At 58.7% G+C, this 13,151-nt stretch carries 14 protein-coding genes; 10 read left to right on the top strand and 4 right to left on the bottom strand.

Annotation, left to right across the window (positions count from 1 at the left end; translation table 11 throughout):
• Nucleotides 1-5: 5 nt before the first annotated feature.
• On the top strand, nt 6-2,672 hold the full coding sequence (locus TPEN_RS04790; RefSeq protein ID WP_011752596.1) for an ATP-dependent helicase: 2,667 nt from the start codon (nt 6-8) through the stop codon (nt 2,670-2,672).
• On the opposite strand, the gene TPEN_RS04785 is transcribed toward TPEN_RS04790, so the two are convergent.
• Entirely contained in the window at nt 2,669-3,190 is a 522-nt protein-coding gene (locus tag TPEN_RS04785) for a hypothetical protein (protein WP_052885155.1), read from the bottom strand. The genes TPEN_RS04790 and TPEN_RS04785 overlap by 4 nt on opposite strands.
• A gap of 53 nt (nt 3,191-3,243) precedes the next feature.
• The gene (locus TPEN_RS04780; protein ID WP_052885154.1) at nt 3,244-3,864 is read right to left on the bottom strand and encodes a CPBP family glutamic-type intramembrane protease; all 621 of its coding nucleotides are present in this window, start codon (nt 3,862-3,864) and stop codon (nt 3,244-3,246) included.
• Nucleotides 3,865-3,928: 64 nt separating this feature from the next.
• Here TPEN_RS04780 and TPEN_RS04775 point away from each other — a divergent pair, with 64 nt between their 5' ends.
• Nucleotides 3,929-4,303, top strand: a complete 375-nt coding sequence (locus TPEN_RS04775) for a hypothetical protein (protein WP_052885153.1) — start codon at nt 3,929-3,931, stop codon at nt 4,301-4,303.
• Nucleotides 4,304-4,311: 8 nt separating this feature from the next.
• Here the strand turns inward: TPEN_RS04775 and TPEN_RS04770 are convergent, their stop codons facing one another.
• Nucleotides 4,312-5,598: a hydroxymethylglutaryl-CoA reductase, degradative gene (locus tag TPEN_RS04770; RefSeq protein WP_011752593.1), complete on the bottom strand. Its 1,287-nt coding sequence runs from the start codon at nt 5,596-5,598 to the stop codon at nt 4,312-4,314.
• Nucleotides 5,599-5,708: 110 nt separating this feature from the next.
• Here TPEN_RS04770 and TPEN_RS04765 point away from each other — a divergent pair, with 110 nt between their 5' ends.
• Entirely contained in the window at nt 5,709-6,491 is a 783-nt protein-coding gene (locus TPEN_RS04765; RefSeq protein ID WP_011752592.1) for a metallophosphoesterase, read from the top strand.
• A 61-nt stretch (nt 6,492-6,552) separates the two neighbouring features.
• Here TPEN_RS04765 and TPEN_RS04760 read toward each other — a convergent pair whose 3' ends face one another.
• On the bottom strand, nt 6,553-6,813 hold the full coding sequence (locus TPEN_RS04760) for a YhbY family RNA-binding protein (RefSeq protein ID WP_052885152.1): 261 nt from the start codon (nt 6,811-6,813) through the stop codon (nt 6,553-6,555).
• A 203-nt stretch (nt 6,814-7,016) separates the two neighbouring features.
• Here TPEN_RS04760 and TPEN_RS04755 point away from each other — a divergent pair, with 203 nt between their 5' ends.
• The 7 genes from TPEN_RS04755 to TPEN_RS04725 all read left to right on the top strand — a co-directional run bounded on the left by TPEN_RS04755 (nt 7,017) and on the right by TPEN_RS04725 (nt 13,151).
• Nucleotides 7,017-7,238, top strand: coding sequence for a MoaD/ThiS family protein (locus TPEN_RS04755; protein ID WP_011752590.1), 222 nt, complete (start codon nt 7,017-7,019; stop codon nt 7,236-7,238).
• 13 nt (nt 7,239-7,251) lie between these two features.
• Entirely contained in the window at nt 7,252-8,238 is a 987-nt protein-coding gene (locus TPEN_RS04750) for a TIGR00269 family protein (RefSeq protein ID WP_011752589.1), read from the top strand.
• Between the two features lie 189 nt (nt 8,239-8,427).
• The gene (locus TPEN_RS04745) at nt 8,428-9,966 is read left to right on the top strand and encodes a hypothetical protein (RefSeq protein ID WP_011752588.1); all 1,539 of its coding nucleotides are present in this window, start codon (nt 8,428-8,430) and stop codon (nt 9,964-9,966) included.
• Nucleotides 9,967-10,014: 48 nt separating this feature from the next.
• Nucleotides 10,015-10,824 (top strand): hypothetical protein, encoded by an 810-nt coding sequence (locus tag TPEN_RS04740; RefSeq protein ID WP_052885151.1) that lies wholly within the window; start codon nt 10,015-10,017, stop codon nt 10,822-10,824.
• Nucleotides 10,825-10,854: 30 nt separating this feature from the next.
• Nucleotides 10,855-11,340: a hypothetical protein gene (locus TPEN_RS04735; RefSeq protein WP_011752586.1), complete on the top strand. Its 486-nt coding sequence runs from the start codon at nt 10,855-10,857 to the stop codon at nt 11,338-11,340.
• A 64-nt stretch (nt 11,341-11,404) separates the two neighbouring features.
• Nucleotides 11,405-12,640, top strand: a complete 1,236-nt coding sequence (locus tag TPEN_RS04730) for a hypothetical protein (RefSeq protein ID WP_011752585.1) — start codon at nt 11,405-11,407, stop codon at nt 12,638-12,640.
• 10 nt (nt 12,641-12,650) lie between these two features.
• Nucleotides 12,651-13,151 (top strand): hypothetical protein, encoded by a 501-nt coding sequence (locus TPEN_RS04725; protein WP_011752584.1) that lies wholly within the window; start codon nt 12,651-12,653, stop codon nt 13,149-13,151.

The following is a 13,151-nucleotide window of genomic DNA, read 5'->3' as shown; positions in this document are numbered from 1 at the left end:
AGGCGGTGTCTGGGAAGGCGATCTCCTTCGCCACGAGGGAGTACAGCAAGGAGGAAGTGTTGAGGGTACTTGACCCCCTCGTCGCGGAGTGGTTTTCCGGGAAGTTCGAGGACTTGACGCCGCCGCAACGCTACGCGCTCATACCTATCCACGAGGGGAAGAACGTCCTGGTGTCGAGCCCCACGGGGACCGGGAAGACCCTGACTGCTTTCCTCATAGCGTTGAGCGAGCTCTTCGGCATGGCTAGGAGAGGCGAGCTGGAGGACACAGTGTACGTCGTCTACGTCTCGCCCCTCAGGGCGCTGAACAACGATATCTACAGGAACCTCGAGGAGCCTTTGAGGGAGATAAGGGAGCTCGCCGAGAAGAGGGGGCTGGAGATCCCCGAGATTAGGCACATGGTTAGGACGGGCGACACGTCGAGCTCCCAGCGACAGAGCATGCTCCGCAAGCCTCCACACATACTGATAACGACCCCGGAGACCCTTGCGATTATTCTCGTCGCGCCGAAGTTCAGGGAGAAGCTTAGGAGCGTTAAGTGGGTCATCGTGGACGAGATACACAGCCTCGCCGAGAACAAGCGCGGGGTTCACCTAGCCTTGTCGCTCGAGAGGCTCCGCGAGCTAGTGGGGAGGGACTTCGTGAGGATAGGGTTATCGGCGACCATAAACCCCCTCGAAGAGGTCGCGCAGTTCCTGGTGGGGTACAACGACGACGGGAGCCCGAGGGAGTGCGTGATAGTCGACGCCAGGTACGCCAAGAGGAAGACCCTGAGGGTGGTCTCCCCCGTCCCCGACCTCGTCCACACCCCGGCGCAGGAGGTCACCGCGAAGCTCTACGAGACTCTCTACGAGATCGTGAGGAAGCACAGGACCACCCTGATATTCACGAACACTAGGAGCGGCACGGAGAGGGTAGTCTTCCACTTGAAGCAGTTAGCGAGGAAGAGGGGCGACATACCCGAGGATGCTATAGCGGCGCACCACAGCTCGCTTAGCCGCAACGTCAGGCTGGACGTCGAGGAGAAGCTGAAGAGGGGCGAGCTCAGGGCGATAGTCAGCAGTACGAGCCTGGAGCTCGGGATAGACATAGGCTACATAGACGTCGTCGTCCTGGTCGGCTCCCCGAAGTCCGTTACCCGCGCGCTACAGAGGATAGGTAGGAGCGGCCACAGGCTTCACGAGACGAGTAAGGGTGTCTTCGTCTGCGTGGACAGGGACGACCTCGTGGAGGTAGCCGTGATGACGAGGGAGGCTTACAGGCACCACTTAGACAGGGTCCACATACCGAGGAATGCCCTAGACGTCCTGGCGCAGCACCTGGTCGGGATGGCTATAGAGAGGAAGATGAGCGCGGAGGAGGCGTACAGGATAGTGAGGAGGAGCTACCCCTACAGGGACCTCCCGTGGGAGGACTTCGAGAACGTATTAAAGTTCCTCTCAGGAGGGTACGGGGAGCTGGAGGAGTACAAGGTCTACGGGAAGATATGGTACGACCCCGAGGAGAAGGTCTTCGGGAGGAGGGGGAAGTACGCGCGCGTGATCTACACGCTGAACGTCGGGACGATCCCCGACGAGGTGAGCGTGAAGGTCCTGACCCTCGACAGGAAGTACGTGGGCAACATCGAGGAGGAGTTCCTCGAGAGGCTGATGCCCGGGGATAGGTTCGTGCTCGGCGGGAAGGTGTACGAGTTCGTCAAGAGCGACGGGCTCACGGCGTACGTGAAGCCCGCGTACGAGCAGAAGCCCACGATACCCGCATGGTTCAGCGAGATGCTACCCCTCAGCTACGACCTCGCTGTCCGCATAGGGGAGTTCAGAGGACAGGCGTTCGAGTGGATCTCGAAGCCGGGGGGCCTGGAGAGGCTCAAGGAGTACCTGAAGAGGGAGTGCAAGGTCAACGAGGAGGGGGCCGAGGCTGTGGCTGGCTACTTCCTGGAGGAGTACCTGTTTCTGCGGTCCCTCGGCGTGGAGAAGTTCCCGAGCGACAGGGTCGTGCTGGTCGAGAGGTACAGGGACGCTGACGGCAGGGTGCACCACGTCTTCCACACGCTCTTTGGGCGCAGAACCAACGACGCCTTGAGCCACGCGCTCGCGTACCTAGCGTCTAAGAGGGCTGGGGCGAACATAGGCATAGCTGTGCACGACAACGGGTTCGCGCTGATATACCCTCCGGGCGTGGAGCCGCAGGTATCCCTCATGGACGTGGCGCCCAGCGAGCTGGAGGATATCCTGAAGAAGGCGGTGTTCAACACCGAGCTCATGAGGCGTAGGTTCCGCCACGTGGCTACCCGCGGCTTAATGATACTCCGCAACTACAAGGGGCACGAGATAAGCGTCGAGAAACAACAGCTGAGCGCAGGCACCCTGCTCAGGGTTATAAGGAAGTGGGAGGACTTCCCGATACTCAAGGAGACGTTCAGAGAGATACTCGAGGACTACATGGACATAGCGCACGCCAGGGAGGTTCTCGAAAAGGTGCACAGCGGCGAGATAGAAGTCGTGGACATAGGGCTTCTTGACACGCCCACTCCGTTCGCCTACAACATAATCCTCGAGGGGCTCAGCGACGTCGTATTAATGGAGGATAAGCGCGCACTCATCGCGAAGTTCCACGAAGAACTAATGAGAAAAATAGCCAGAGCAAAAGCTCAGGCGCAAGCCGCGCGCTAGATCCTAACCCTCTTCTTGACCTCCCGGACCACGAGCATAGAGAGAGCCATCGTTGCTGCTCCGTGAATCACGTTGAATAGCGCGGTGTAAGCGAACAGCGCGTAGACGCTTCCAGTGTACTTCAAAGCGTAGCCCAGAAAGCCGGGGAACAGCAGGTAGAAGTAAGCGTAGCTCGCCAGGGTCATCGCGGCTACGCGTGCAGCGACCCCCAAGGCGAGCCTGGTGACAGCCGAGGAGAACCTATACGCGCCGAGGAACATGGATACCACGGCCAGGAACTTCATGAACGCCCCCAGGGGGTCGGCGCCTCTCGCTACGAGCCCGAGGAAGTGCACGGTTTCCGCCGCTACACCGTAAGGCAGGCCGCAGAGCAGGAAGCCGAGAGTAACGGGAACCTCCGCCAGGTCGAACTTCAGGTACGGTAGGACGGGGAAGGGCGCCTCTAGCTTGAGAACGGAGAACGCCAGCGCTAGTGCAGCCGTTAATGCCGTTAAAGACAGTTTAGCCGTGCGGTTCACGGGGGATGGCACGAACACGCCCTTCTATAAGCCTTGCCCGCAGTTATTCAACTCTAGAAAGGTAAAACTCTTGCCGTTAAAATCGATTTTTTACAAGTCGTTAGGAGGAAAGTCGCAACGAGCAACGCGGCGTCTAGGAGTACGAGGAGTAGCAAGGCTTGGAGGGAGTACTCCACGTACAGGAAGATGGAGCAGGCGTTGTAAGCCGCGTGGAAGAGTATAGAGCTTAGCAACCCCCACCTCTCTGCGAGCAGGCCTGCGACGAGCCCTAAGAGGAAGTAGTGAGGTACGAGCAGTGCGGAGTTCACGAGGTAAACGGGATCTGAGAGGGCTAGGTGGGAGAGGGCAAAGAGGTACGCCTGGAGGGGGTTTCCTGCTACGCCTAACAGGAAGCCGCGGAAGAAGTACTCCTCGGAGAACGACGCCAGAACAGCGAAGAGGAGTGAGAGCGGAGACGGGAGGGTAACGCTACGCACGTATAGGAGCGGCTGGAACGCCACGGGGGCTACCAGCAGGAAAACCGCCGCCCTGCCGTCCAGCCTGCTACCCGTAAGCGCGGAGTTGCCGCGTAAAAGGAAGAAGCTGCAGGCCAGTAGCTCTAGGTAGGCTGCCTCAGGGTAAACGTTCACCAGTGCCACGTACCCAACGTAGACGGCTACCCAGAGCCCCTCCATCCCATCCCCGCTCCTAGTGCACAATAGCGTTATATATGTGCGTGCGGTATTGCCTAGGAGGCGTGTGTCCAAGCTGAAGAAACTCCTGGAGGAGGGGAGTGTCGAGGGGGAGGTTGCGAGGGATGTTCTACGCGCATTGATAGTGTTCGGCGGGAGCCTCTGGGCGAGCGAACTCGAAGACGCCGTGAACAGGGTGAAGCTCGGGAGGGTCGAGTACGCCTGGGATAGGAAAATTGTGGAGAAGGTTCTGAAGAAGCTTCAGGGAATCGGCGTGGTTTCTGTGGAGAAACGAGTGAGGGCCAGCGATAAGGCGGGGGGAGAGAAGGACTCGCTTATCAGGCTTGTCTCGGGGGAGGCTAGGCAGATCCTCGGGTCCGACAGGGTGCTCAACGAGTACTTCGCGTCCACGCTGAGATCCCTGAGAGAGAAAGAAGGGTGACTTAGGGTCTAGGCTCGACCCTCCTTTGAGAGCTTGTTGACGAGCTCTTGGGCGTAGGCGAAGTTGATCTTACCCTCGCTCACCATTATCTCGACGACCCTGTCTATGAGGTCACCCGTTGCCCCCGCCATTATGGCTAGGTTCCTGGCGTGTAGCCTCATGTGCCCCTTCTGTATCCCCTCCGTCGCGAGCGCCCGTAGCGCCGCGAAGTTCTGCGCGAGCCCCACGGCCCCCATGACCTCGGCTAGCTCCGTGGCCGTCTTCACGCCGAGTATCTTGAGCGCTATCTTCGCCACCGGGTGGACTTTCGTCGCACCGCCTATCGTGCCAACAGCCATTGGCATTTCGAGCGTTCCTACCAGGTTCCCGTCCTGGTCCTTCTCCCAAGTCGAGAGAGGCATGTACCTCCCCGTCCTAGCCGCGTAGGCATGGGCACCCGCCTCTATCGCCCTGTGATCCTGAGCTGTTGCGAGCGCCACCGCTATTACCCCGTTCATTATGCCCTTGTTATGGGTAGCCGCCCTGTAGGGGTCTGCCGCCGCGAATGCCCAGGCGTCCACTATCGCGTCGACGACCTCCTCGCCGCCTATGTCCTCCTTGTACACCTTCACCCAGGATCTCACCAGGCGCCTGTCCGCGAGGTTCGAGATTATCCTCAGGAGTACGCGCCCACCTGTCAAGCGCTCAATCATCGGGGCAACCTTCTCTGCCATCGTGTTTACGGCGTTAGCGCCCATCGCGTCGCGAACATCCACGAGTAGGTGTACTATCAGCATCGGTCCCCTGGGGCTCTCAACAACCCTCGCCTCCAAGTCCCTGGCGCCTCCCCCGAACTTCACGAGGACGGGGTCAACCTCGTTGGCCTTCTGGAGTATCTCCTCCTTGTGCTCCAGCAACACCATCCGCTTGTACCACGGATCCTTGACACCGAGTACCTGTATCTGGCCTATCATTATGGGCTGGGTCGCAACAGACTTTATTCCGCCATCCCTCCTCATAACCCTTGCCGCGTTACTCGCAGCCGCGACGACGCTCGCCTCCTCTATGACCATCGGGACTATGTAGTCCTTCCCGTTTATCAGGAAGTTCACGGCGACTGCGAAGGGGTAGCTCATAGCGCCTATAACGTTCTCTATCATGGAGTCCGCTATCTTCCTGTCGAGGTTGCCGAAGTTCTTGAGCAGGGCTACCTCCTCCTCTGTAAGCCCGGCGAACTCAGCCACTATCTTCAGCCTTTCCTCTATCGGCTTCTTGTAGAACTCCGGTATACGCGAAGTCCTCTGCTCGGAGCTCATACACCTCTACACAGAGTCACGCGTTAATAGGTTTTACGGGGTTAAGTGCCCCAATCCGGCGCGGCGAATAGTTTAAGAGCCCTCTGGACGCCCTCTAAGTAGGGTTGTGCGTGGCTCGCACGAGCGTCTTGGAGGTTCCCCGCCTCCGGCTACGCAGGGGGCTGGAAGTTGTAGGCTATGGTCTCTACGTAGAGGAGCTGGGGAGCCTCCTTGTCGCGGATCTCCACGTGGGCTACGAGGGGGCGCTGGCGGAGCAGGGGGTGTTCGTTCCGCCTCTCCAGGCGAGGGAGATGAAGGAGGCCTTAGCCGCCATGATTGGCGAGAGCGGCGCCGAGAGGGTGATAATACTGGGGGACGTGAAGCACGAGTTCGGCGACGTTACGCGGCAGGAGTGGCGCGAGACTATAGACCTCCTCGAGTACTTGAAGAGGGGGCTCGGTGTGAGGGTGGACGTTGTGAGGGGGAACCACGACAACTACCTCGTCGTCGTCTTGAAGAGGCTCGAGATACCGTTTCACGACCCCTACCTGCTGGAGGGTGATTGGCTGTTCATCCACGGGCATAAGCCCTTCCCGGTCGAGGGGTTCAGGGAGGACGTACGGTTCGTGGCGATGGGGCACGAGCACCCCGCCCTCGCCCTGCGGGACAGCCTGGGTGTAAAGGTGAAGCTGAAGGCTCTCCTGGAGGGGTCCTACACAGGAAAGCAGGTGTACGTGCTACCCGCCCTCAGCCCCCTCATGCCGGGAACAGAGGTGAACGTTGAGAGATCCTTCCTCTCTCCCCTCCTCAGGGAGACGGGCGTAGACGAATACAAAGCATACGGGGTCGACCTTGAAGCCGGGATATTCGACTTCGGAGAAGTGAAGTACCTGAGAAACGTCTCAGAACAGTGAGTAGCGCCTCACAGAAGTCAAAAAAACCGGGAAAAGCTCGCGTAGCCTTTCAAAGCACAGGCTAAGCGGCTCTGCGTTTCCTGAATGCTATGACGAAGCCCCTGACCCCCAGGATTTCCGCTCCGAGCCTCTGCGATATTATGACTGCAACCTCCTCTGGCGATAGCCCGTAAGTCTCTCTGAAGTTCTTTAGCAACTTGACCTTGACTATACCTCTTGACTCGAGTATGTTGTTTATCTCCTCGATGACCCCCTCGTCGAGACCCTTCTTCCCGACGTTTACGACCGGGACATCCTTCCTCTGGAAAACACTCGACGACATCGTCTGCGATGTTGTACGCGCGGTTATAAAGCCTTGCGGCAACCTCAGAAGTTTTCTAAGCCGAGAGCCACCGCGCATAGGGAGTCGACGAGCGTCCTGAGAGCAAGGCCGATAGGTTCAGGAGGTGCCCGTTCCCGGGGGTATACGCAGGGTCGTGCGCGAAAGGTCTATAGCCTTGGTGAGCGGATCCTTTGGGGTGCTCTATGGGCGTCGAGGAGTACGTGTCCGTCGAGGTAGACGTGTTCGGCAGGGAGGTGAGGAAGGTGGAGGTTCCCAGGGGCTCGACTCTCCGGGACCTCGTCACTACGCTCGGGCTTAGGGTCAGCGAGGTGGTCGTAACCGTCGACGGGGAGGTTGTAGCCGAGGACGAGCCGGTGAAGCCTGGGACGCGCGTGAAACTTCACTCGGTGGTATCGGGCGGTTAGCGGGGCGGACCTGTTGGCCAAGTGCTACGTGTGCGGGCGCAGGGCGTCTGTGTACGTTTCCTACCTGGGGGACTACCTCTGTAGCGAGCACTTCGCGGAGTACTTCGAGAGGCGCTTCCTGGAGGCCGTCAGGTTCTACAAGCTCGTCGAGAGGGGCGAGAGAGTAGCCGTTGCTGTTAGCGGGGGTAAGGATAGCCTGACCACTCTCTACCTCTTCTCCAGGTTCGCCGGGGAGCTCGGCGTGGAGGTCTTCGGGGTGGCGGTAGACGAGGGTATAGCGGGCTACAGGGAGTACAAGCTCGAGGCGTTGAGGAGCCTTGCCGGCAGGCTGGGCGTCGAGATAATCGTAGGGTCGTTCAAAGAGTACTTCGGCTTCACGCTGGACGAGGCGGTGAAGGCTCTGAGGGAGAAGGGGTTCAAGGTAAAGCCGTGCAGTGTCTGCGGCGTTTTGAGGAGGTACGTGATGAACCACGCCGCCCGGGAGGCAGGCGCGGACAAGCTCGCAACGGGGCATAACCTGGACGACGAGGTACAGGTCTTCGTGATGAACGCCTTAAAGAACCACGTCGAGGGGATACTGAGGGAGGGTATCGTCTCTGAGAGAGCGGAAGAGGGGGACCTCGTCCCCCGCATAAAGCCGCTCTACTTCATACCGGAGAAGGAGGTGCTTGCCTACACGCTGATAAGGAACATCTACACGCCGTTCGTGGAGTGCCCCTACATAGTCTACGCGCTCAGGCACCCGATAAGGCACTGGGTAAACGAAGTCGAGGACTCCTCTCCCGGCTTCAAGTACAGGGTCCTAGCGGTAAAGGAGCTCGCGAGGAAAACGGCTAGGAAGCCCTCCCGAAAGCCCTCGAGGTGCGCGGTCTGCGGGGAACCCTCCTCCAGGCCTCTCTGCAAGACGTGCCTCTACAGGGCCTACTTAGACGAGAGATACCGGAGAGTGGTTGAGGAGAAAGTTGGGAAGCTACGCTTCTCGACGTACGGCCTCGAATAGCTGGAACGCGTGCCGATCAAAGTTAAGGGCAAGAACCTTAACATTACTTCTAATGCTCTCGATAGACACCGTTTATAGACACAGTTTCACGGGAAGTCATTAGACACTGAGGAAAACTTACGTCAAGCAAGACCAAGCATAACACGTTGTGCGCTATAGATTTATAGCCGGATGGGAGGAGTGTTGTGTATGGTTAGGAGTAAACGGAGAGAGAGCTTGCAAGTATCCTCCGCGCGCTTCATCCTGGTGGTGCTCCTCCTTTTAGTAGTCTTCGCCGCTCCTCAGCCTGCCTTCTCGCAGCAGACCCAGAAGGAGTCCCTCGTAAAGATAGGCCCCATATGGTTAAAGGTATCGGTGAAGGTTCCGTCGGAGCTCGTGGCTACTAACGAGTACGAGGTACCGGTGACCGTCACGATAACCGAGGTGGAGGGAGACCTCAAGGTGTTCTACCTCAAGGCGCTTAGGTTCACGGTGGATACGAGCGTCTACGAGTACGTCCCCGACACCCCCATACCGCTCTCGCTCGGCCGGCAAGCGTACCTCTCCGTAAAGCTTACCCCGAGGTTCTTCGCGTCGCAGATGGCGCCCGGGGACGTGAAGGACACTAGCCTCAGGATAGACCTCTCGTACTACTACGAGGCGGTCCCGAAGGGAGGCTCCCCGATACAGGAGTCCGGCTACTACTCGGCGTTCACGAGTATCCCCGTGAGGGTTATAGCGCCGAAGACGTACGTGTACGTCGAGCCCTACCTGAAGATAGACTACGAGCCCTACGTCGTCAGGTTCTTCGTCGACATATGGGTGCAGGGCGAGGGGTACATCGAGAACGCCCAAGCCCAGGTAGAGGGGGCGCCCGTCCAGTGCTACCTTCTCACAACGGGGCGCATGAACGTCAACGAGAGGAGGACGCTGGAGTTCCTCATGAACGTCAGCAAGCTAGGGCCGTTTGTGAAGAGCCAGTACAGCGTCCAGGTAAAAGTCGCCGCGACGACGCCGTGGGGCTACACGTACACCTACGTATACCCGCTGAGCCTATCCATTAAGCCCGTAAGGGAGGCTAAGGTCTCGGCGCCGAGCACGGTGGTCGCGGGCGCCTACGTCCCGATAAGCATAGCGTTAACGCCGCCCGTAGAGAAGGACGAGCAGGCAACGGTGACCGTCTACTGGGGAGGGCAACCCGTCTACTCCGGTAGCTTCAGCCCTACGATATACGCGGCGTTCCCCGAGGGGGAGGCACAGGTAGCGGTCAAGGTTGACTCGAACAAGTACTCGCCGGTGACCTCCAGGTTCACCGTGAAGTCCGTGAGAGTTGAGCCCAAGGTATCCCTCCAGGTTACCGCCGGCACACTAGTCGTGAGGGTATCACCCCTCTACCAGAACTCCAACGTGGATGTGAAAGTCGTTGGTAGCGGTGGAGCGGTGGTCTTCGCGACCTCCCTCCCGGACGCGTCCTTCAGCAAGACCCCTACGAGCATAGACGGGGCGTCCGCAGTCGAGGGTACCGCGACCCTGCCCTTAAGCCTCGACCCCGGTAGCTACCAGGTAGTAGCCACCTACAACTCCCCCTGGGGCTCGAAGACCCAGACGGTCACCTACACGGTGCCCGGGGCTACCGCTGGCGCGCAGGAGGCGCCCGGCGCCCTCTTCCAGCCCATAATCCTCGTCGCGATAGTAGCAGTGGTAGCCATAGTGATAGTAGTGGTGGTGATCCGCAGGAGAAGAGAATAGCATAGAAAAGCGTTATCTATGCCTCAGCCTTTATCTATGCAGGGGTCTATGAGGAAGGCTATATCGCCCGTCATAGCAGCGGTTATACTCACGAGCATAATGCTGACCATAGTCTCCGTAGCCCTTTACTACTCGACGTCCCTCATAGACATGAACAGGCAGACAATGGAGTACGAGTACGCGAAGGAGCAGTTAACCTACGCGGCAACAGCGCTCGAACAAGTAGCCTTCGGCACCGGGGGATCCCGCTACGTGAGGTTCAGCCTTACGAGCACGGGGATATCCTTCGAGAAGGCATCCTCCCCGCTCTCCGTGTGGGTTTGGGGTGTCCAGGGAGGAGGAATCCAGCAGGTGTTCAGCGGCTACCCGCTCAGGCTGAAGGTGTGCGGGGGACCCCTGGTCACGACCTCTCCGCGCCTCCTGTACCCCGAGTCGGGAGACCTTCAAGGGGAGCTCAAAAAGCTTATCGTCGAGAGCGGTGAACCCATAGTCGTGGTCTACGAGAACTTCTCGCAGAGGGCGTGCGCGTACATGTACACGCGCGTGAGGGTTTTCTACAACGGGCAGATAAACGTGACTGTGGGGGGTAGCGTTAAAAGGTACAACTTCTTCACAATACACGTAGTCGTGCTGAAGCCGGGCTACCTGGGCGGCTCCGGAACCATACCCGTGGTCTTCAGAAACGTGGGGCTAAACGTTACAGAGTACAAGTTCGACGGGTCCAGCGACCTCGCCGTACTCGCGGAGCAGGGCACCCTCCAACAACAAGTCAAGCTCCCTCGCGCGCCCGAGGGAGCGCCGGCAGACGGCCTCGTTGTAGTAGTCAAGGTTGCTACGGTGGAGGTTAGCACGAGGTGATATGCTACGCCTAGCGCCGTTATCTCCCACGTGATAGGCACGGTTACGTTGCTACAAGTGGCTATAATTATCCTCGCGGCGTTCAGCTTCCTCCTCTTCCTGAACCAGATGCAGTCTCAGAACGTCATGCTATCCGAGGTGGCGGAGAGCGCCGCCAGGGAGGTCGTCGAGCTGATCTCGGTGTACACGCTGGGTGGGAGCAACCTGAGCTACATGTACCTCACCGTGCCCGATACGCTCGCAGGGCAGCCCTACTCGCTGAGCATAGGGGAGACGAGCGAGAACGTGCTCAACGTCACGGCTAGGCTACAGATATACCAGCAGGTAAGAGTCGTCGTAACGCCCAACTTCGGGCAGAGCCCCGTACACGCCGTGAAGGGATCCAGGGAGGTGGGCGGCTTAACCGTTTCAGACACAATACTATTACCGCTACCACCCGGCTACAAGCCCGCTATAGTGGCCTTCAGGGATGGAAACAGCATCTACGTCGGGTTTGCGAAGATCCAGACGCCTTAAAGCCCTGCGACTCGCGCGCTCAGGTTTATTAAGGCGTATCTGAGGATAGTTTTCAGGGGTATTCATGGAGGCCACGCTCGAGTACCTCGCCCTGGGGGTGCTCATCGTACTGCTCATAGCGGTAGCGTACGGCATGGCGTCAACCTCTATGAACACCCTGGGCACGGTGTACGAGGAACAGCTATTCACAGTGGCGGAGAGGGTTATGGATAAGATCGTGCTTACCCCGGGCTACCCGGCGGACTGGGGGACGAATATCTCGGTAACCCCGGACACGCTGACGGACTTCGGGCTAGCGCTCGCTGGCACGAGGACGCCGTACGTCGTGGACCCTGACAAGGTGATGCGGCTCGCGAACCTGAGCACGCTCCCGAACCCCCTCCTCCTCAACGCCTCCAGGCTCGCGCAGCTACTTGGGCTAAGCGAGAACTACGGCTTCAGGCTCCGGATGAGGCCCATGCTAGTAGTAAGCGTTAAGCCCGTGGCTTACAGGCAGTTCGGTAACTGGAACTTCTCGTCCATCTTTCAGGTCAACGTGACCAACTACTACGGGCTGGGGATTCCGAACGCAAACGTGACGGGTATGTACGTGATAGTTAGGGTGAATCCTGGCAATGGAGAAGTCGAAAAAAAGCAAGTATTCGCTAAGAGCAATCTCACAGGACCTCTGGGAACCTGTACGCTTGACTATAGATCCGAATTGAGCAACTACTTTAACAAACAGAGGACAGACAGGTGGTTCTTCGCCTTCCTGATACTGAGGGCGGAGTGGCAGGGCTTCGTCAGCGTCGCTGGCTATGCGCCGACAGCTCAGAGGGGGGTGCCCGTCGAGGGCTATATCATCGGGAAGTACATATTCGTAGATAGAACAATAGAGGTTGGAAAGACTTCTGGAGCAGTTCACGTGAAGGACGAACTTCTCCAAGCAGTACCAGAGTACCAGAACCTCCTGAACTTTACGACCGTGGTGTGGTGCAGGGACTCGACAGGTAACTTCCGCAACGACGACCCTCTCTGCAACAACGCTGGAAAGGTTCTCCCGTCAGCGAAGCAGTGGTACCTCGTGGGCTACGTTAAGTATGTCGAGCCCCTCTCGAGCCACATCTTCGTCTTCGCCCAGTTCAGGGGGAGCCCCGTCGTAATCGTGGTGAACAGGATCCCGAGCATAGACATCTCTTACGGTGGCTCGAAAGCTCAGCCAGCGAACTCCGTGACGCTTGGTCCAAGGATATGCACGATATACAGCTACCCCTACGTCGTCGAGCTCACGATATGGAGGAGGGTCGAGGGGTTCCCGTAGGTGGCGCGGTGTGGCGCGTAGAAGGGGTCAGGTGAGGATAATTGAGGCTGTCCTAGCTACGTTCATGGTCGTAGCGATTATACTCCTCGTGATGTCCTTCGCGAGGCCTCTGCGAAGCGTTTATGTGCGGGAGACAAGCGATCTGAGGAGGCTTGCGTACAACCTTTTAAACAACATGGCTGATAACGGTGTCTTCGAGAAAACCCTTGCCAACCTGAACCCCTCCGCGGCGCAGGGCGGGGGGTGCACTCTGTACGACCTCGCGATGATGGCGACTGCGAGCCTCCCGCCGGGCATACTCTTCAGGATGGACGTGTACAGGGTGGACTTCGACGTCTCGGCGGGCAACACTAGCCTTGTTTGGCTTGGGTGTGCGTCTAACTACGACACGAACACCACTAGGCTCGTGGAGTCCGAGCCCGTGAGCTACACGTACGTCTGCACGGGGGACCCGGACAGCGTTAGGGGGACTGCGCTCTACATCCTCCTCACGATAGGGTACTCGGGGTGA

The organism is Thermofilum pendens Hrk 5 (assembly GCF_000015225.1).
GTDB lineage: Archaea > Thermoproteota > Thermoprotei > Thermofilales > Thermofilaceae > Thermofilum > Thermofilum pendens.
The sequence above is the reverse complement of the archived record's forward strand: the minus strand, read 5'-3'. Positions and strand labels throughout refer to the sequence as shown.